This window comes from Janthinobacterium sp. YR213, from assembly GCF_900099875.1.
Taxonomy (GTDB): domain Bacteria; phylum Pseudomonadota; class Gammaproteobacteria; order Burkholderiales; family Burkholderiaceae_D; genus Janthinobacterium; species Janthinobacterium lividum.
In genome coordinates, this window is record NZ_FNDA01000001.1 from 602,059 (window position 1) to 620,555 (window position 18,497).

General features: G+C 65.6%; 16 protein-coding genes. 4 read left to right on the forward strand and 12 right to left on the reverse strand.

Features of this window, described 5'->3' with window-relative positions:
• On the reverse strand, window positions 1-753 hold the full coding sequence (locus tag BLT98_RS02745) for a DUF4303 domain-containing protein (protein ID WP_092605092.1): 753 nt from the start codon (window positions 751-753) through the stop codon (window positions 1-3).
• A gap of 16 nt (window positions 754-769) precedes the next feature.
• A complete protein-coding gene (locus BLT98_RS02750) occupies window positions 770-1,693 on the reverse strand; it encodes a LysR family transcriptional regulator (RefSeq protein ID WP_092605093.1) in 924 nt (307 codons plus the stop codon).
• Between the two features lie 123 nt (window positions 1,694-1,816).
• Between BLT98_RS02750 and BLT98_RS02755 the strand changes: the two genes are divergently transcribed.
• Window positions 1,817-2,584: an SDR family oxidoreductase gene (locus BLT98_RS02755; protein WP_092605094.1), complete on the forward strand. Its 768-nt coding sequence runs from the start codon at window positions 1,817-1,819 to the stop codon at window positions 2,582-2,584.
• On the opposite strand, the gene BLT98_RS02760 is transcribed toward BLT98_RS02755, so the two are convergent.
• From BLT98_RS02760 to BLT98_RS02800, 9 genes are all read right to left on the reverse strand, one after another.
• Window positions 2,512-3,522, reverse strand: a complete 1,011-nt coding sequence (locus BLT98_RS02760) for an NAD(P)/FAD-dependent oxidoreductase (RefSeq protein WP_092605095.1) — start codon at window positions 3,520-3,522, stop codon at window positions 2,512-2,514. The two genes, BLT98_RS02755 and BLT98_RS02760, sit on opposite strands and share 73 nt — an antisense overlap.
• Window positions 3,509-3,961: an RrF2 family transcriptional regulator gene (locus BLT98_RS02765; protein WP_034786412.1), complete on the reverse strand. Its 453-nt coding sequence runs from the start codon at window positions 3,959-3,961 to the stop codon at window positions 3,509-3,511. The genes BLT98_RS02760 and BLT98_RS02765 overlap by 14 nt, the downstream gene beginning before the upstream one ends.
• A gap of 113 nt (window positions 3,962-4,074) precedes the next feature.
• Window positions 4,075-5,475, reverse strand: coding sequence for a cytochrome c (locus tag BLT98_RS02770; protein ID WP_092605096.1), 1,401 nt, complete (start codon window positions 5,473-5,475; stop codon window positions 4,075-4,077).
• Entirely contained in the window at window positions 5,472-7,082 is a 1,611-nt protein-coding gene (locus BLT98_RS02775; RefSeq protein ID WP_092605097.1) for a GMC family oxidoreductase, read from the reverse strand. The genes BLT98_RS02770 and BLT98_RS02775 overlap by 4 nt, the downstream gene beginning before the upstream one ends.
• Window positions 7,083-7,091: 9 nt before the next feature.
• Entirely contained in the window at window positions 7,092-7,616 is a 525-nt protein-coding gene (locus BLT98_RS02780; RefSeq protein WP_244517361.1) for a sugar dehydrogenase complex small subunit, read from the reverse strand.
• Window positions 7,617-7,644: 28 nt separating this feature from the next.
• Complete coding sequence (locus tag BLT98_RS02785; RefSeq protein ID WP_348272726.1) at window positions 7,645-8,811, reverse strand: porin; 1,167 nt, start codon at window positions 8,809-8,811, stop codon at window positions 7,645-7,647.
• Between the two features lie 337 nt (window positions 8,812-9,148).
• Complete coding sequence (hpaR, locus tag BLT98_RS02790) at window positions 9,149-9,640, reverse strand: homoprotocatechuate degradation operon regulator HpaR (protein ID WP_240317709.1); 492 nt, start codon at window positions 9,638-9,640, stop codon at window positions 9,149-9,151.
• A gap of 108 nt (window positions 9,641-9,748) precedes the next feature.
• Window positions 9,749-11,557, reverse strand: a complete 1,809-nt coding sequence (locus BLT98_RS02795) for a DUF885 domain-containing protein (RefSeq protein WP_092605100.1) — start codon at window positions 11,555-11,557, stop codon at window positions 9,749-9,751.
• Window positions 11,558-11,623: 66 nt separating this feature from the next.
• Complete coding sequence (locus BLT98_RS02800) at window positions 11,624-12,667, reverse strand: LacI family DNA-binding transcriptional regulator (protein WP_092605101.1); 1,044 nt, start codon at window positions 12,665-12,667, stop codon at window positions 11,624-11,626.
• 105 nt (window positions 12,668-12,772) lie between these two features.
• On the opposite strand from BLT98_RS02800, the gene BLT98_RS02805 reads away from it, so the two are divergent.
• Both BLT98_RS02805 and BLT98_RS02810 read left to right on the forward strand, forming a co-directional pair.
• Window positions 12,773-13,966, forward strand: a complete 1,194-nt coding sequence (locus BLT98_RS02805; protein WP_092605102.1) for a phytanoyl-CoA dioxygenase family protein — start codon at window positions 12,773-12,775, stop codon at window positions 13,964-13,966.
• 33 nt (window positions 13,967-13,999) lie between these two features.
• On the forward strand, window positions 14,000-15,118 hold the full coding sequence (locus tag BLT98_RS02810) for a Gfo/Idh/MocA family protein (RefSeq protein ID WP_092605103.1): 1,119 nt from the start codon (window positions 14,000-14,002) through the stop codon (window positions 15,116-15,118).
• A 14-nt stretch (window positions 15,119-15,132) separates the two neighbouring features.
• Here BLT98_RS02810 and BLT98_RS02815 read toward each other — a convergent pair whose 3' ends face one another.
• On the reverse strand, window positions 15,133-17,142 hold the full coding sequence (locus tag BLT98_RS02815) for a glycoside hydrolase family 3 protein (RefSeq protein WP_092605104.1): 2,010 nt from the start codon (window positions 17,140-17,142) through the stop codon (window positions 15,133-15,135).
• Between the two features lie 208 nt (window positions 17,143-17,350).
• Here BLT98_RS02815 and BLT98_RS02820 point away from each other — a divergent pair, with 208 nt between their 5' ends.
• Window positions 17,351-18,388 (forward strand): helix-turn-helix transcriptional regulator, encoded by a 1,038-nt coding sequence (locus BLT98_RS02820; RefSeq protein ID WP_070280619.1) that lies wholly within the window; start codon window positions 17,351-17,353, stop codon window positions 18,386-18,388.
• Window positions 18,389-18,497: the final 109 nt, after the last annotated feature.

Consider the following 18,497-nt stretch of genomic DNA (forward strand, 5'->3'; position numbering starts at 1 on the left):
TCACTCCGCCCAGCTGGCCATCCACGCCGCGAAACGCGCCACCACCGCCGGCGGATTCAGGCGCGCCATGGCGCCGTCCACTGCTTCGCTGTCGCTGACCTCGAACAGCAGCACGCTTTCGTCGCGCTGCGCTCCGGCACCAAAACATCCCTCGCCATCCAGCTGCTCCAGGGCCCCGATGCAGGCGTCGAACACGCCGGCGCGGAAGGTGGCGAAATCCACGTCAAACGGCAAGTCGCGGTGCGCCTGCAGCAACAAGCGGTAGGCGCTGTCGAAGTACGCGCCACCTTCGTCGAACGCCCATTCGGCCGGGTTCCACAGCATCTCTTCGCCGTATTCCGAGGCAGCCAGCGCTTCGCGGCTATTCGCCATGGGGCCGATGGTCATGGCGCTGTCGTCGCTCACCAACGCGAAGGCGTCGATGTGCTGGTCCGGATGCGCACGGCGCACGGCTTCGACAGCCTGGCGCGCGGCGTGCGCCACCAGGGTTTGCAGCAGCGCGAAATCGAAGACAGCCGGGTCGATCAGCATGGCGCGCGCCAGGGCATAACCGTCGGCCAGCGCTGCATGGCAGTGGGCCAGGTAGGCGGCATGCGCCTGCGCCTCGCTGGCGTAGTCGTTGCGCGTCTCTTCGCCCCAAGTCATGGCCGCGCCGCTGGCCGTCCAGACGCTCGTGCCGAATACGCGCGCTTCGCGGAAATGCAGGGGCTGATCGCCGTCAAAGGTGTAAAACAGGCTGTAGTTACTATGCATGGGAATTGTTCATCGTTTAATCGGGCCGTATCTGCGCGGCGAAATCGCGGTGGCGGAACTGCTCCAGCAGGAAATCGACGAACACGCGCGTCTTCGCGGGCAAAAGCTTCTTGCTGGGATAGTACACGGACAGGGGACCGGAATCGGCATGCCAGCCAGGCAGCAGCCGGACCAAGGCGCCGCTGCGCAGATGGGCCAGCGCGTGCGGCATGGGCAGCAGCGCCACGCCGACGCCGAGGATGGCCGCCTGCGCCATCGCTTCCGGATCGTCGAAGATGGCGCGCGGCCTGCATTCGGCCACGCCCTCGCCGCCGGAGCCGTCGCGCAGTATCCAGCTGCGCAATCTGCCGCTGCCGGCCGAGCGGCGCGCCACGCCGTCGAAGTGCGCCAGGTCCGACGGATGCACGGGCATGGCCTTGCCCTGCATGAAGGCCGGCGACGCCGTGGCGACGATGTGGGCGTGGCCCAGTTCGCGCGCCACCACGCCGGGCGTCAGCTCGATGCCGCCGCCGATGGCCACGTCAAACCCTTCGCCGATCAGGTCCACTTGCCGGTTATCGAAATGGCAGTCGGGAATGACGCCAGGGTAGCGGGCGATGAAGTCGCCCAGCAGCGGCACCACATAGCTGCGTCCGAACGACGGCGCCATGCTGATTTTCAGTATGCCGGCCGGCTGGCCGCCCTCTTCGGCCACGCCGGCGATCGCCTCGCGCAAGGTGGTCAGGGCGCCGCCGATCTGCTGCAGGAAGCGCTCGCCCCCTTCCGTCAGGGTCAGACGGCGCGTGCTGCGCTGGAACAGCCGCAATCCCAGGCTCGCTTCCAGCCGCGCCACGTTCTTGCTGACGGCCGCCGGCGTCAGCCCCAGGCGGCGCGCGGCGGCGGAAAAGCTGCCCAGCTCGGCAGACAGCACGAAGGATTGCAAGTGATTGAGAGCGTCCATGCGCCTATTCTACCCGCTCATCTGATACCAATGGTTGAAAGTAATTGTAGCGATTCATGGCTAGCGCGGCAGGAATGAAAGGCAGATACTGAACTCCTCGACTCCTCACTTAGAAAGCACATCATGCAAACCCAAACCACCACCAGCACCTCTTTGCCACTGCAAGACAAGATCGCGTTTGTGACGGGCGGCTCGCGCGGCATCGGCGCCGCCATCGTGCGCCGCCTGGCCAGCCAGGGCGCCAACGTCGTCTTCACCTATCAAAGCTCCGCCGCCGAAGCGCAGGCGCTGGCCGGCAAGGTGGAGGCCGCAGGCGGCAAGGCCCTGGGCGTGCAAGCCGATGCGGCCGATGCCACGGCCCTGACGGCGGCCATCGACAAGGTGGCGGCGCAGTTTGGCAGCATCGACATCCTCGTCAACAATGCGGGCGTGTTCCTGCCCGGCGCCATCGATGATTTTTCGCTGGAAGACTTCGACAAGACCTTGAACGTCAACGTGCGCGCCATCTTCGTCGCCATCAAGGCAGCCGTGGCGCACATGCAGACGGGCGGGCGCATCATCAATATCGGCAGCACGAATGCGCACCGCATGCCGTTCGGCGGCGCGGCTGCCTACGCCATGAGCAAATCGGCGCTGAGCGGCCTGACGCAAGGCCTGTCGCGTGACCTGGGCCCGCGCGGCATCACCATCAACAATGTGGAACCGGGCCCCGTCGCCACGGACATGAATCCGCCCACAGGCGACTTCGCCGACCTGATGCACGGCCTGATGGCCCTGCCCCGCCACGGCACGGCCGATGAAATCGCCGGCATGGTGGCTTACCTGGCCAGCCCGGAAGCGGCGTTCGTCACGGGTGCCGGGCTGAAGATCGATGGCGGTTTTGCCGCCTGATCCAGTCCGAACATCAGCGAGCGGTGTGCTGCCACGCCTGCCATGGCGCCATCGGCCACCGCGAACGCCACGCTGCCAGCCATGCGGCCCGCATCGCCGCAGCAAAAGACGCCGGGCACGCTGCTGGCCTTTTGCTCGTCGGTGCGCACGAACGGTCCCATGGCACCGTCTTCCAGCAAGCAGCCCAATTCGCCGGCCAGGGAACTGGCCAGGCGGGTGCGGGTCGCCACGAACAGGCCGGCCATGACGTGGCGGCTGCCGTCCGCCATGACCACGTCGGCCACGCCGTCGATCCGCGCCACGGGCGCGCGCACCATCGTCACGCCCCGCGCGGCAAGTTGCGCCAGCTGCGCCGCATCGGGCTCGAATGCGCCATTCAGGAAAAAAGTGACCGTGCCCCAGTCGGGCAGCATCAGGGCATGGTGCATGGACAGGGGGCCGGTGGCCAGCACGCCGATGGCGCCCTGCTCCAGTTCATAGCCGTGGCAATACGGGCAGTGAAAGACGCTGCCGCCCCAGCGTTCGGCCAGTCCATCGACGGGCGGCAGTTCATCGATCACGCCGGTGGCCAGCACCAGGCGGCGGCCGTGAACGACACTGCCGTCCGCCAGGGTCACGCCGAAGCCATCGCCATCGCTGCTGGCGGCTGCCTGCGTGGCCGTGCCGTCCAGCCAGGTGACGGTGGCATACGCCAGCAGCTGCGCCTTGCCTTCGGCCGCGATGGCGGCCGTCCCGCTGCCGTCCTGGGTCAGGAAACCGTGGGAATGGCTGGCGTATCGGTTGCGGCGCTGGCCGCCGTCGATTACCAGCACGCGGCGGCGGGCGCGCGCCAGTTGCGTGGCCGCGGACAGGCCCGCGTAGCTGCCGCCGACGATGATGGCGTCGAACGGGGCGGCAGGCGTGCCGCTGCCCGCGCCTTGGAGTTCAGGAATGTGCATGCGGTGCTCCTCTGTGGTTGGCGTATTGTTGGCTGAAACGGTCGGCCAGGTCGGCCAGGGTGACGGCGCCAAAGCGCTGGATCAGCAGCGCCTCGGCTTCGTCGAAGGCGCCGGCCAGCGACTGGTTGACCACTTGCTCGACCAGGCAGCCCGGCTGGTCGACGCGGTTTCCCATGGCGAAGATGGTGGGCGAACCCACGGCCACGTAGATGTCTTGCAGGGTCACGCGGTGCAGGTCGCAAACGATGCGCCAGCCGCCGCCATGGCCCTTGCCCGACGCCACGTAGCCGCGCTCGCGCAAGCCTGCCATCACGCGCCGCACCAGCACGGGGTTGGTGTCCAGGTAGCCGGAGAGTTCCTCGGACGTCATCGGGCGTCCCGCATGGGCCATGTGCAGCAGCACATGGAGGATCGATGATAGTTTGCTGTCGCGTCTCATGTAACTAATGATAGTACATAATCTGCGCAGATGCAATTGAGTTGCAATTTTTGCGGCATAAAAAAAGGGCCAGACTTTGCGGCCTGGCCCCAGCTTATGCGATCAATTCACGCTTACACCGGCTTGCGCCGCGGTCCCCGCCACCATACCAGCAAGGCCAGCAGCACCAGCACGCCGACGATGATGCCCGCGCGGGCCAGGCCGATCAGGTTTGACGGCGCGCCGCCATTGCGCAAGGTCGTCACCTGTTCCGCCGTCACCTTGATGGCGGGATTGCCGTACATCTTCTGCACGTAATTGCCGAGGGTGACGATCTGTTCGTCCGACAGAGTCTGGCGGAAGGCAGGCATCAAATGACCGGCATGGGCACCCCTGCCATCCTGCCGCTCGACGCCATCGAGGATTGCCATCACCAGGTTGTTGCTGTTGCTGCGGCCCGTCACCGAGTTATGGAACAGCGGCGGCAAGCTGCCGTCGAAACTGCCCTCGCCCCTGGCCTGGTGGCAGCTGGCGCACTGCGCATCGTACAGCTGCGCGCCCGACATCTGGTTCAGGTTTTGCGGCAGCGGCACGCCACGGATGGCGTTCAGCTCGTCGCCCGCCTGGCCCCATTGCGTCACCGGTTTCACGTCCGCCTTGTCGCGGATGGCGGGTACGCTCTTGATGTAATGCGCGATGGCGTTCAAGTCCGCGTCGCTCAGATGCTTCAGGCTATGGTCGATGGCTTCGGCCATCGGTCCGGCCGCCTGCGCCTTGTTGGCCGCGCGGCCCGTACGCAGGTAGCCGGCCAGTTCCTGCTGGCTCCAGCCGCCGACACCGCTGTTGACGTCCGACGTGATATTCGGCGCATGCCAGGTGCCCAGATCAGCGCCGCCCAGTTCCTTCGACAGCTGCTCGGCCATCAGCGCATTGCGCGGCGTGTGGCAAGTGCTGCAGTGGGCCAGCCCCTGCGCCAGGTAGGCGCCGCGGTTCCACTCCATGCTTTTCGATGTATCTGCCACAAACAGTTTCTTGTCGAGGAAGAGCAGATTCCAGCCCGCCATCGACAGGCGGATATTGAACGGGAATGGCAAGTCCGTCTTTTGCGCCGGCGCCGTGTCCACCGCCGCCACACCATGCATGAAGTAGGCGTACAGGGCGGCCGTATCGTCATCCGTCACTTTGGCGTAGGCCGTGTAGGGCATGGCCGGGTACAGGCGCGCGCCGTCGGCCCGCACGCCATGGCGCACGGCAGCGGAGAACTGCGCCAGCGTGTAGTTGCCGATGCCATGCGTTGTCGACGGCGTGATATTGGTGGCAACGATGGCGCCCAGCGGCGTCGCCAGCGCCAGGCCGCCCGCCATCGGCTTGCCGCCAGGTACGCTGTGGCAGGCAATGCAGTCGCCGGCCGTGGCAAGGTAGCGGCCACGTTCGATCGCCTGCACGTCCGCCCCAGGGGCTTGCGCCGCCAGCACCGGCATGGCCGCGAGGGACAGCAAGGCGGCGCCGGCCGCCAGTCGGAAAGCCGCCATCATGCTGTGCCTCCCTGTTGTTCATCGAGGATGTGCTTGACGGTGCGCAGTGCCACGGCCAGGCCGTTTTCCGTCGAATTGCAGGTGCCGGACGTGGGCAGCACGCCGGTGCTGCACAGGAACAGGTTGGCGTGATCGAAGGTGCGGCCCCACTGGTCGCACACGGCCTTGGCAGGGTCGGAACCCATCGACAGGGTGCCGCAGATGTGCTGGTTGTTGGCGAACACGCCTTCCTTGCTGTGGCGCAGATTGGTGCCGCCCATCAGCCTGGCGATCTGCTCGAAATCCTGCTTCGAGCGCTCGTGGCCCCGCTTGGTGTACTCGTCGATCGCATAGTGCGCCTGCGGCTTGGGAATGCCCATGGCATCCTTTTCGCCGCTGAGGGCGATGCGGTTTTCCGGGTTCGGCAGCACTTCCAGCACGTTTTTCAGGCTCATTTCACGCGCCGAGCGGAAACGCAGTTGCTGCTCGAATTCCTCGCCAAACACGCCCTTGCCGATGAGTTCCTTGGTGGCCCCGTCGACGCGCGAGATGTTCGTGAAATCCAGGCGGTACGGCGAATGCTGGCTGCGGAAGTCGCCGTCGCGCATGGTGTTGATGGAGTTGGGGCTTTGCGGGCCTCGGCCCAGCCACAGGTCTTCATCGGCGTCGAAGGTGATCGAGGTGCTCGGGTGGTCCATCAGGTTGCGGCCCACCATGTCGCTGCTGTTGGCCAGGCCGTTCGGGTATTTGTCCGAGGCGGAAACGAGCAACAGACGGGGGCTTTCGATGCCGTTGGCCGCCAAGATGAAGGTCTTGGCCATGACGCGGTGGCTGTTCTTGTCGACGTCGTAGTACAGGGCGGCCGTGATGCGGCCCTGCGCGTCGTGTTCCAGCTTGTAGACGTTGGCATTGCAGACGATATTCACGCCCGCGTCTTCGGCCTGCTGCGCGGCGATGCCGCCGTGGTATTGCGCGTCGATGGGGCAGATCGGCTGGCAGCTGTTGTTGCCGCAGCAGGCCGGGCGGCCATCGTAGCTGACGCTGTTGCGCGCCACCGTGTTGCCGACCACCTTGAACGTGGGATCGAGGCGTTCGCGGATGCGGCGCATGGCGTACGGCTCCGTCACGGGGTCCATCGGGAAGGCCTGCTTGCGCGGCGAACCCGTATTGTCCGCACCGGAAACGCCCATGATGTCTTCCGCTTCCTGGTAGAACGGCTCCAGGTCTGCGTAGCTGATGGGCCAGTCGACGCCCACGCCATACAGGCTATGGATGCGGAAGTCGTTCGGCACATTGCGCCACGCCTGCGCGGCCCAGTGCCACGAGGTGCCGCCGAACTGGCGGATGTATTCGGCTGGGTACGGATACGGGCCGGCCTGCACCAGGTAGCCATTATCCTTCGGCTGGTAGATCGGGTGCGGCGCCGTGGCCACAGAGGGATACGGCGACATCCAGTCGCTGCGGCGCGTCGTGTTGCGGAAGCGGGCGACGATTTCGCCGCGCGACACGCGCGGCCCCGCTTCCAGGATCAGCACCGAGGCGCCGGCCAGCGCCAGCTTGCGCGCGGCCAGCGAACCGATGATGCCGGAGCCGATCACGAGGTAATCGGCGGAGAGTTCTTCAGCCATGATGGCTCCTTAAATTGGTTTTCTGGCCCAGCTGCCGTAGGCGCCGTAGGAATACGTGGGAGGCTTGAGCACATCGGCCACGACGGCCGCGTTCAATGCCTGCTCGTAGGCGACGCAGACGGCCGCCTCGCCCGTGCCGACGATGCCCAGGTACCAGGCGCTGGCGATCTGGCGCGGCAAGGCCGCCAGCGGCGACTGGGCCGGATCGAGTCCGTCGAGCGCTTCCTGCAGGCCGGCCGCCTGCAGACCCTGCGCATTGATCAGGGCCAGCAGCGCGCGCACCTTCACGGGGAAGGCCGCGTCCTGCGCCACCAGCGCGTCATACAGGCGCCTGGCCAGCACGGGATCGAGCACCTGGCGCCCCACCAGCATGGCCGACACGCCCAGGAATGCGCCCTGCTCCGCACTGGCGACCGGTTCGGCCAGCGCCCAGGGGATCAGCGCCGCGGCCGAAGCCGACAGCAAACCGGCCAGCACCATGCGGCGGCCGGGATTCAGAGGGCCGCGGCCCTCCTTATTGTGTGTAGCGTCCAATTGAAGCTCCCGTGAGTTCAGCAACCGTTCAGAAAGAATGCTTGAGACCGACCATCACCACCGTCTGGCCGCCGTTCGACGACGGCGTGCCGTTTTGCGAATCGCCGACCGAGGCGACGGCGTTGACGATGCCGCCGTCCTGGCCCAGGGTCTGGCCGCGCGCCAGCTGGCGCGCTTCGATCAGGTAGATCGCGGTGCGCTTGGACAGCGCGTAATTCTGTTCGAACGACAGCTGGCGGTAGCGCGCGCGGTCCGACACGCCGTTGGCGTGGCTGGCGAAGGTGTCGCTGTAGCCGGCGGACAGGAACCACTGCGGCGTCAGCTGGTAGCTGGAGATCAGGCCGGCCGTGTTGAAGATGGCCGTGTCGCGGAAGGCCGAGCGGCTGCCCGCCTGGTACTGCACGTTGCTGGCATTGGCGCCCACCATCCACTTGCCCATGGTGTAGCGCGCGCTGGCGGCGATGAACGCTATGCTTTCCGCCGAGGCGTAGCCCTGGTTGATGGCGGAGATGCCGAAGCTGCCCGATGCGTTGTCGCTCCAACCGGCGCCATTCTGTCCATTTTTCAGTTTCAGGTAGCCGAGCGCGAATTCGGCTGGCGACGCGCTGTACTTGACGGCGGCGCTGAAGCTGCTGCCCGCGGCATTGCCGTCGGCCGCCTCGCCAAAGCCGTATTGCGCGCTGGCCTGCAGGCCGCGCCATGCGGGCATGCTGTAGGTGACGGAATTGCTGATGCGCACGGTCGTATCGAGGCCGTCGATATCGCCCGGGTGGGCGCCGGTCGCGCCCGTCAAGACATTGCTCGACGCCAGGGAACCCACGAGCAGGTAGTACGGCGTGTACTGGCGTCCGGCCGTCACGGTGCCGTAGGCGGTCGATTGCAAGCCCACGTAAGCCTGGCGATTGAACAGGGAACTGGCGGAGCTTTGCGCGCCCGTGTCGCTTTCAAAGCCGTTTTCCAGCAGGAACAGCGCCTTCAGGTCGCCGCCCAGGTCTTCCACGCCCTGGAAACCGATTTTGCTGGCAGACAAGCTGCCGCTGCGCATGTAGGTATTCGAATTGCCGCCCTGGTTGCTCGCGTATGCGGTGGCTGCGTCGACCACGCCATAAATGGTGACATTGCTTTGGGCGCAAACGTTTGCGCCGATGAGCGTGGAGACGGCCAGCGCCGCAGCGCGCATGCATGTAGTGTTCATTTTTTTCCTGACTTTCCTGTTTTATCTGGCGGAATACGGGCGTGGCGCCCGTTGCCGCCCCATCCATCGATACGGGCGTCCGCTGTTCTTCTTGATTTGGATCAAGTGAGGCAAATTATACGCTTATTTACTCACATGTAAGTGATTGACTGTAAGGCATAGTCTTATAGCAAAACTTTCTTGTGTCTTATAGCAAAATCGGCAGGAGCACGGCCGCATGCCCCGCAACGCGCGGAAATGCGGGGAACAGATATGGGGAAAGCAGCGGCGGCGCGTGTCGGAAAACACGCGCCCGGTGGATAGTCAGGCGGGCAGAAAAACGGGGGAGCCGGGAAGGTCAGCGCAGGATGGCGGGCGCCACCGGCAGGGTTTCGAGGGCAATGAAGGCCTCCAGGGTGCGGCGCATGTCTTCGAACACCTGCTTGCCATAGGCCGCTTCCAGGTGGGCATATTGCAGGTCGATGAGTTTACCCATCTGCATCAGCAAACTGGCGCCCGCTTCCGACAGGTGCACCTTGCGGCGGCGCTGGTCGCCTTCGAACTTGCTGCGCCCGATCAGGCCGATTTCTTCCATCCGCGCCAGGATGCCGCTCATGCTGGGACTGGAAATCTGGCAGATCTCGCACAGCTCGCGCGGTTCCAGGGTCGGGCTTTCATTCAGCGCGCGCATGATGCGCCACTGCTGCTCCGTCACGCCGAAGTGATTGAGGATGGGGCGGAAATGCTGCAGCAGGCTGTCGCGGGCCTTCAGCAGCAGTTGCGGCATGTTCGGATAACGGATCGGTAGCTGCAAGTGGAACTCCTGGGTGGCCAGCACAATGAGCGTCATTATACGACTCGCCCGGGGACAATAGCGGCAAAATTCCCCCTCCATGCCGCTCCGGATGGCGCACGCCGTTCGCCGCTGGCATGCGGCGTGCCATCCCCTGCCATCGCGTCAGCCCCTGGCTTTTCTCTGCTCCGGGATGAAGTGTTCGCGCACGGCCTTGGCCAGCAAGTCCGGCGGCAGCAAGCCCTGCCCCAGCAGGAAATTATTGAATGCCAGGCGGTCGAATCTGTCTCCCAGCGCCAGCTCCGTTTCCGCGCGCAGCTGCAGGATGCGCGTGTAGCCATAGAAATAGCTGCCCGCCTGGCCCGGCGCATTGAAGGTGTAGCGGTCCAGTTCCTGGCGCGCCATCGGTTTCGACAGCATCACTTCTTCCGTCAGGATACGGCCCGCCTCTTCGCGCGTGACTTGCCCCAGGTTCAGCATCGGGTCGAGCATGGCGCGCGCCGCGCGCAGCATGCGGAACTGCAGCGCGATGAACTGGCCTTCGGCCGGCTCGTAGGGAATCATCTCCGCCTCCGCGTACAGCGCCCAGCCTTCCACGTTGACGCTGTTGAACGCGTACAGGCTGCGCGCCTGCGACACGCCCCGCTCCACCATGGCGCTGAACTGCAGCTCGTGGCCAGGGCGGCCTTCGTGCGCGCTCAGGGTCCAGGCGGCGCCGGCGAAATTGAAATCGTCATAGGCTTCGCCCTTGCCGCTGGCAGCCGGATTGCTGACGGGGAGGACGAACTGGCCGTGCTCGCCCATATTGCCGATCAGCGGAGGCGGACGCATATGCGGCGCCGGCTGGGCCGCCGATTCGGCGGCGGATGCCAGGCGCATGGTCATGGCGCGCGCAGGAATATCGACCACGCGCTGCCGGGCGATGCGCTGCTCCAGCTGCGTATTGACGCCCTTGTAGTGCGCCTCGAGCTGCTCGTTGGGGATGGAATCGGCCTTCAGCGCGCGCAGCACCTGGCGGTAATCACTGCCGTCGACGCCCTTCAAGGCCAGCTTGGCCGCCACCACGGGCGCCAGCGCCTGCATGGCGGCGCGCGTTTCCAGGTAAGCCACCTGCGCCCGTTCGACCAGCGCACGCGGTTCGATATCGATGCCCACCTGCTTCAGGCGGAATGCGTACAGCTCGGGCGCCATGCGGAAATCCGTGCGCGACAGGGGCACCACCACTTGCTTTTCCCACGCCGCATACTCGTTCAACTGCAGTTCCATGGCCGCCAGCGCAGGCTCTGCGCCAGTGATTTTCATGTCGGCGAACAGCTTGCGTATGCCGGCGATATACGTCGGCACGTTTTCCAGCGACTGCTCCACCTGCAGCCGCACGGGTCCCGCCAGGCCAGGCTGGCCGATTTGCTCCGTGAAGCGCGCCTTGGCTTGCTGCGTGATCGGCGTGCTGCCCGGGAACTGGCCCACATAGCGCTGCAGGCGTTCGAGCGCCTTGGCGCGGCGCGCGGCCGGGCGCTGTTCCTGCAGCAGGCTTTGCATGCTGCCAAAGACCATTTGCGGCACATCGACCCACGGCAATGTGTACTTGGCCTCCAGCTGGGTGTCCGTGATTTCCTGGTCCACAGCGCCGATCAAGATTTCCAGATCCTGGCGGATGCGCTCGTCGCGTTCCAGTTCCAGCTTTTGCTGCAATTGCGCGCGCGCCTTCTGCATGGCCGCCACATGGCGCTCGGTGATGTTCGGCCCCAGGTCGGCGGCCAGGCCGTCGTACTGGGCCAGACCCGTGTCGGAGGCGTCTTCGGGCGAGAACTGCGCCTGGGCCGCCAGCACGATGGCCGCGTTGCGGTTGCTCGCTTCCACCCAGGCCGATGAAGCGCTGGCAGTTGCAGGGGCGGCGGCCATGGCGGGCATGGCAAACGAGACGGAAAGTGCGGCTACCAGCACGGTCTTGGACAATTGCGGAGTGACGGACATCGGGGGATTCCTTCCTGAGGTGAGCGATGAGCGAAGCGGCGAGTATCGGCCAGCCTCGCATGCCTGTCAATTCAGGCCGTTCAGCGCGGGCAGGTTCCACGGCGTGACGATCTGGATCGCGGACAATGGCGGCGCCTGCGCCAATGCCGGCAGCGCGCCTTGCGCCCGCAGGATTTCCTGGCAGGCGCGGCGCATGTCCTGGCCCAGGTCATGGTGCAGCACGGCCTGGATGGCACCCGACTTGAGCAGCGCCACGTTGTCCGCATCCAGGTCATGACCGATGAAGACCTGGCAAGGCCGGTCCGCCTGCGCGAATGCCTGCACGATGGCGGCATTGCCGCCGCCGATGGAATACACGGCGGCGATATCCGGATGATCTGCCAGGGCTTGCCGCACCAGCGCGCCCGTGGCGCCATCGATGCCATGGCCTTCGCTCACTTCGACGATGCTCAAATGGCGGTGCCGTTCGCGCAGCGCGCGGCGAAAGCCGATCTCGCGCTCTTCCTCGCCATGAAAGCGGTTGCTGCTCAGGGTCACCAGCACTTGCTGCTGCCGCCTGCCCGCGCCCAGCCACTGGCCGATCAGGCAGGCGGCCGTTTCGCCCGCCGCGCGGTTATCCATGCCCACATAGCTGCGGCGCGCGGAAGCTGGCAAGTCCGTCACCAGGGTTACCACGGGAATGCCGGCCGCCGCCAGCCGGCTCACCGCCTCGGCCACCGGCGGCAAGTCCGGCGCTTTCAGCAGCACGCCGTGGCTGCCGTTCTTGCGGATGCGTTCCAGCAGGTCGACGATGCTATCCGCGTCCAGCGTTTCATGCAGGTGAAAGCGGGAGCGCAGCACGGCCGGATGCAAGGACGGCAGTTCCGTTTCCAGCGCCACGCGCACGGCGTGCGTAAAGCGCTGCGGCGCCACCATCAGCACGTCGAGCATGAATTTTCTGCCGGCCAGCCCCACCTGCGTGCTTTGCCGCGCCAGCTCATCGAGCGCCTGCATCACGCGGCGCACGGTATTGGCGTGCACGCCGCCGCGCTGCTTGATCACGCGGTCGACCGTGGCCACGCTGACGCCGGCCTGCAGTGCCACAACCTTGACGGGAAACGGATGCGTCATGCCATGTCCGATCTAATTGATGGTTTTTTGATGGATTTCTTGATGAAAAATGCGGATTTTCATCCCTATACTGATACTACAACATACAACATCAGGAGACACCGCATGCCCACCACAAACGCCGGCGCAGCGCCGCCCAGCCCCTTCTGGCTGTCGCAGCAAGACTGCCGGCTCGATGATTTCATCCGTACCGTCAGCCAACGCACGGCGCTGGCCGACTATCCGCACGCCGCGTCGGTCGATGCGAATATCCTCGTCTACGACTGCGACGCCGTGCGTGCGCTGGCCGCCAATGCGGCGTCGCTGCGCGCGCTGCAGGCAGAATGGGGCAAGGCGCTGATGGATGGTCCCGGCGTCATCGTGCTCCAACGCGCCGTCGACGACACGGCGACTCTGGAACAGGTCAGCGGCGTGTTCCGCGCGCTGATCGCCGAACAGCATGCCAGCGGCCAGGCAGGCGGCGACCACTTCGCCAAACCGGGCGCGAATGACCGCATCTGGAACGCCCAGCAAAAACTGTGTCTGCGCGCGCCCGAGGCGTTCGCGCGCTACTACGCCAATCCCGTTTTCGCCTGGATATCCGAGGCCTGGCTGGGGCCCGCCTACCAGATGACGGCGCAAGTGAACGTCGTCAATCCCGGCGGAGCGGCCCAGGCGCCGCACCGCGACTACCACCTGGGCTTCCAGAGCGCGGCCAGCTGCGCCGCCTATCCCGCGCCCGTGCACCAGATGTCGGCCCTCTTGACCTTGCAGGGCGCCGTCGCCCACTGCGACATGCCGCTCGAATCGGGCCCCACCCTGTACCTGCCCTATTCGCAGCGCTACCCGGCCGGCTTTCTCGCCTGGCAGCAGCAGCCTTTCCGCGATTACTTCGCACAGCATTGCGTGCAGCTGCCGCTGTCGCAAGGCGACGCCGTCTTCTTCAACCCCGCCCTGTTCCATGCGGCAGGCCACAACCGCTCGTCCGATATCCGGCGCATGGCCAACCTGCTGCAGGTATCGTCGCCATTCGGACGCGCCATGGAAGCGCTGGACCGCCGCGCCATGAGCGCAGCGCTATATCCGGCGCTGCAGGCGCTGCGCGCGCAGGGCGACTTGAATGACCTTGGCATAGGCCACGCGATCGCCGCCTGCGCCGAGGGCTATGCCTTCCCCAGCAACCTGGACCGCGACCAGCCCATCGGCGGCATGGCGCCGCCCACGCAGCAGCAGCTCATGCACGAAGCGCTGGCACAACACTGGCCCGCCGCCCGCTTCCTCGATGCCCTGGACAGCCATGCCTGGCGCCAGCAAGCCTGATCCCATCCCCCGTCACTTCCGGAGCAAGCTCATATGCAAGACCTCAACATCGGCCTGATCGGCGCCGGCTACATGGGCAAGGCCCATACCATCGCCTACAAAGCCGTGCGCAGCATTTTTCACATGTCACTGAACCCCGTGTGCGCCTGCATCAGCACCAGCAGCGAAGCAGGCGCCGCCCGCAGCGCGCAGGAACTGGGCTGGCAGCGTTCCACGGGCGACTGGCGCGCGCTGGTGGCCGATCCCGCCATCGGCGCCATCGTCGTCGCCACGCCGCCGGCCACGCACAAGGAGATCGTGCTGGCGGCCCTGGCCCTGGGCAAACCCGTATTTTGCGAAAAGCCGCTGGGCATGACGGCCGCCGAATCCCTGTTACTGGCGCAGGCGGCGGAAGCAGCGGGCGTGGCCAACATGGTCGGCTATAACTACATCCGCACACCGGCCAGCCAGCTGGCGCGGCAGATCATCGAGTCGGGCGAAATCGGCGAGATCATCCACGTCGCCGCCGAACACGTGGAAGACTACCTGCATGATCCGCGCGCCCCCGCCTCGTGGCGCACGCGCGAAGCCACGGCGACCAGGGCCGGCGCGCTGGCCGACGTGGGCTCGCACCTGCTCAACCTGGCCCTGCGCCTGGGCGGCCCCGTCGACTCGCTGGTGGCGGACATGAACACCGTGCACGCGCAACGGCAAGGGCCCGATGGCATGGAGGCGGTGGAAAATGACGACCAGGGGAATGTGATGCTGCGCTTTGCCAGCGGCGCGCTGGGCGCCATGACCTTCAGCCGCGTGGCGGCCGGGCGCAAGATGGGTTACACCTACCGCATCACGGGGACGAAAGGCGCGATCGCCTTCGACCAGGAAAACCAGAATGAACTATGGCTGTACGACGCCAGCCGCCCCGCGCAGCGCCAGGGTTTCCAGCGCCTGCTGATGGGACCGGCCCACCCCGACTACCTGGCATTCAGCCAGGGCGCCGGGCACGGCACCGGTTACAACGAGCAAATCGTCATCGAAGCGCGCGATTTTCTGCAGGCGATCGCCAGCGGCCAGCCGGTCTGGCCCACCTTCCGTGACGGCTACGAGGTGGACCGGCTGATCGACGCGGCGCTGCGCTCCGTGCAGGAGCGCAGCTGGATCACGCTGCGCTGACAGCAGGAGCGTGATCAGTACGCCAGGCCGTAACCGAACTTGTACAGCGGATGGGCCGTGTCATACGGCATATCCGATTTCTGCACCTGCACTTCGGCCATCGACGATGGCAGTTCGAACGGCAGCTTGCCTTGCGGCTTGGCCTTGCCCGTCAGGACGTCGAACAGCGCGCCGTCGCTCACGCCAAAGTTGGCGAGGATGGCGCTGGCCTTGTCCTGCACGTTGCCGAGGATGGCCGGGCGGTCCAGATACACGGTGACCACCGTCTTCGGCGCGTACTTCGCCGCGTTCTTGATCGCCTCGTAGTCGGCGTCGCCATCGGCGTAGTTCAGGCGCCCCTCGTGCTGCATGCTGCCGAAGATGTAGTTCGGGTGCAGTATCTCGAATGGCGCGGCCACGCGCAGCAGGGCCACGTCCGCTTCCTGGGGCGTGGCGACCACCGTGTAGCCATACTGCTTCGCCACGGCCGCATCGATGCCGTACAGGTAGACCTTCTTGACGCTGGCCGCCAGCGGCAAGACCTTGTCCTTGTTTTCCAGCAGGACCAGCGAGCGGCGCTGGGCATCCAGGCCCGCCTCGATGAAGTCCGCCTTGCCCACGGTGGTGGCCGCCGCAGCCGCATCGACGAACGGATGCTCGAACAGGCCCTGTTTGAATTTCTGCACCAGGATGCGGCGCGCCGAGGCGTTGATGCGCGCTTCCGTCAACTGGCCCCGCTGCACGGCTTGCGTCAGGTACGGCGCTTCCGTCACGCCGCCAAACTGGTCCATCCCCGCCGTCACGGCCTTGACATAGCGCTCGGCCTTGGTGGCGTCCTCCATGCCCCACGGCGTGCCGAAGCCGATGAAGGACGGCGCCACGCCAGGCGCCGTGCCGTTGCGGCAATTGGCATCGCAGTCGGACGTGATGCCCCAGTCGGACAGGATCACGCCGTCAAAACCGTATTTGCCGCGCAGCAGATCCGTCAGCATGGTCTTGCTGAAACCGGCCGCCACCTGTTCCAGGGCAATGCCGTCGATGGTGATGTTCCCATCAGGCAGAGCGTAGGTCGGCATGACGGAGGCCGCCTTGGCCGTGAAGGCGCCCTCGAACGGTTTCACGTGGTAGGCGAAGTTGTTGCCCGGGTAGGTCATGTAGCGGCCATAGTAATTGTGGCCGTCGAAGCCCTCTTTCGTGGCGCCGTAGCCGACCCAGTGCTTGACGACGGCCACCACGCTGCCATCGTGCAAGCCCGTGTTCCCATCCTGGAAGCCTTCGATATAGTGCTGCACCATGCGCTTGGCCAGGTCCGCGTCTTCGCCAAAGGTGCCGTTGATGCGCGACCAGCGCGGCTCGGTAGCCAGGTCGGCCTGCGGCGACAGCGCCTGCGTGATGCCGACGGCCAGGTATTCCTGGCGCGCGATATCGCCGAAGCGGCGCACCAGCGCATCGTCGCCGATGGCGGCCAGTCCCAGGGTTTCCGGCCACTGCGAGAATCCCTTGGTGCCGGCGCTGGCGCCCACCGTGTACTGGAAATGGTGGCGCGGATCCGTGCTGATGGAGACGGGAATGCCGTGGCGCGACGTTTCGCTCAGGGCCTGCACCTTGTTGTACTGGGTCGCCATGTTGGCCGCGTCGCCCGCCATGCGCGTGATGAAGGTGTTGACGTACTGCTTGACGATCAGGTCCTGCAGGGCCGTCAAGTCGTACGCGCCGCCCTGGCCGATGCCGGTGGGGTCGGCTACGGTGGGCGCCGTGCCGTGCATCATCAGGCCAGCTTTTTCATCAAGGCTCATGCGCGACAGCAGGTCGTCGGCGCGCGCCTCGGCCGACAGGCGCCAGTCTTCGTACGGGTCGATCTTGCCGTTGCGGTTCATGTCCTTGAAGGCATAGCCGTCGACCTTGAGCTGGGCATAGGTGGTGGCGCCGAACACGGGCTGCTTGTATTCCTCGCTGACGGTGTCGTTGCCGCAGGCGGCCAGGGCAAGCGTGGCGACGCAGCCGGCGACCATGCGGGCCATCGGTTTCAAAGTGCAATTCATCATTATCTCCAAGACTGTTTTTGTAGGTATCAAGGCGCGGCAGCAAGGCCGGCCGAAAACAATATAGCGTGAGAATGCGTGAGTTTCTTGACCGCGCAGCACGCGTTTTATACCCGCGAGAACAATTTTTGGTTAGACGGCACGACAACCAACAATCTCCTACAAAGTGCTAATATTTGTGAAAAATTACTACAACAAGCAGGAGACACCCTTGCACAAACCCGATACGCGCACGGTTTCGAACCGGATCGCGCAGCAATGCGCGCGCGCCATGCAGGCCGATGGACACGATCCCGCCGACTTTTTTCAGCAAACGGGCATCACGCCGGCGCAGCTTACGGAACCTGGCGGGCGCATCAACGCCGAGCGGCACCGCCGCATGACGGCCTACGCCCAGCAACTGCCGCAGCACCGGGCCCTTCTCGACCTCGACGTGACGCACTGGTTCGCGCATTACTCCGGCATCGCCCACGTCTGCTTCAACCGCCCCACCCTGCGCAGCGCGCTGCACGAGCTGCTGCACTTGCGGGGCCTGATCGGCGAGTTCGACTTCATGCTGATGAGCGAGAATGGCACGCGCATCGAGATCGAATACCTGTCCGAGTTCTGCCCGGCAGGCGGCGCCATGCAGGCGCTGGCCAATTTCCGCATGCTGTCGCTGGTGGCGCGCGCCTACGACGATGGCGCGCCCACCGCCTTCCATGCCGGCTTCCAGGGCAAGGCGCCGTGGTTCGCGCCAGCTATTTCCGAGTGCTTCGGCGCCACGGCCACCTTCGGCCAGGCACGCAACACGCTGACGTTTGACGCGCCGGCGCTGGACCGGCCTTTCGCCCAGTTCAACGCCATGCTGGCGCCGCACGCGCTGCGGCACGCGCAGGGGCAATTGCAGCAGCTGCAAGGCGCGCAGCTGTTTTCGGCCCGCGTGGAGCAAGCCATCATCGATTTGCTGGGCCGGCAAGGTGCAGGAGATGCCGACGGCGCCTCGCTGCTGCCGGCCCTGTGCGACGGCCTGGCGATGAACCGCTGGACCTTGCAGCGCCAGTTGCAGCAGGAGCAGACGTCGTTCCGCGCGCTGGAACTGCGCGCCAAGAGCCGCGAATCGCGCCGGCTGCTGCGCGAAACGAGCCTGAGCGTGGTGGAAATCGGCGAGCGCCTGGGCTTTTCCTCGCAAAGCGCGTTCACCCGCTTCTTCAAGAACCAGTTCGAATTGCCGCCGGCACGCTACCGGCAGGATGCCGCCGGAGCCTAGAGAAAGAGACAAGTGGCAAGCAACAAGAAACAAGAAACAAGCAAACCTGCAAACCACGAAACGGCCCAAGTCAGGGAGACAGGCTCCCCGGGCCAAGCGGGCCTGAAAA

Coding starts and splice junctions, on each gene's coding strand:
- BLT98_RS02810 (WP_092605103.1), top strand. CDS start 14,000: ATGCAAGACCTCAACATCGGCCTGATCGGCGCCGGCTACATGGGCAAG.
- BLT98_RS02775 (WP_092605097.1), bottom strand. CDS start 7,082: ATGGCTGAAGAACTCTCCGCCGATTACCTCGTGATCGGCTCCGGCATC.
- BLT98_RS02750 (WP_092605093.1), bottom strand. CDS start 1,693: ATGGACGCTCTCAATCACTTGCAATCCTTCGTGCTGTCTGCCGAGCTG.
- BLT98_RS02785 (WP_348272726.1), bottom strand. CDS start 8,811: ATGAACACTACATGCATGCGCGCTGCGGCGCTGGCCGTCTCCACGCTC.
- BLT98_RS02805 (WP_092605102.1), top strand. CDS start 12,773: ATGCCCACCACAAACGCCGGCGCAGCGCCGCCCAGCCCCTTCTGGCTG.
- BLT98_RS02755 (WP_092605094.1), top strand. CDS start 1,817: ATGCAAACCCAAACCACCACCAGCACCTCTTTGCCACTGCAAGACAAG.
- BLT98_RS02795 (WP_092605100.1), bottom strand. CDS start 11,557: ATGTCCGTCACTCCGCAATTGTCCAAGACCGTGCTGGTAGCCGCACTT.
- BLT98_RS02770 (WP_092605096.1), bottom strand. CDS start 5,475: ATGATGGCGGCTTTCCGACTGGCGGCCGGCGCCGCCTTGCTGTCCCTC.
- BLT98_RS02815 (WP_092605104.1), bottom strand. CDS start 17,142: ATGATGAATTGCACTTTGAAACCGATGGCCCGCATGGTCGCCGGCTGC.
- BLT98_RS02800 (WP_092605101.1), bottom strand. CDS start 12,667: ATGACGCATCCGTTTCCCGTCAAGGTTGTGGCACTGCAGGCCGGCGTC.
- BLT98_RS02745 (WP_092605092.1), bottom strand. CDS start 753: ATGCATAGTAACTACAGCCTGTTTTACACCTTTGACGGCGATCAGCCC.
- BLT98_RS02765 (WP_034786412.1), bottom strand. CDS start 3,961: ATGAGACGCGACAGCAAACTATCATCGATCCTCCATGTGCTGCTGCAC.
- hpaR (WP_240317709.1), bottom strand. CDS start 9,640: ATGACGCTCATTGTGCTGGCCACCCAGGAGTTCCACTTGCAGCTACCG.
- BLT98_RS02760 (WP_092605095.1), bottom strand. CDS start 3,522: ATGCACATTCCTGAACTCCAAGGCGCGGGCAGCGGCACGCCTGCCGCC.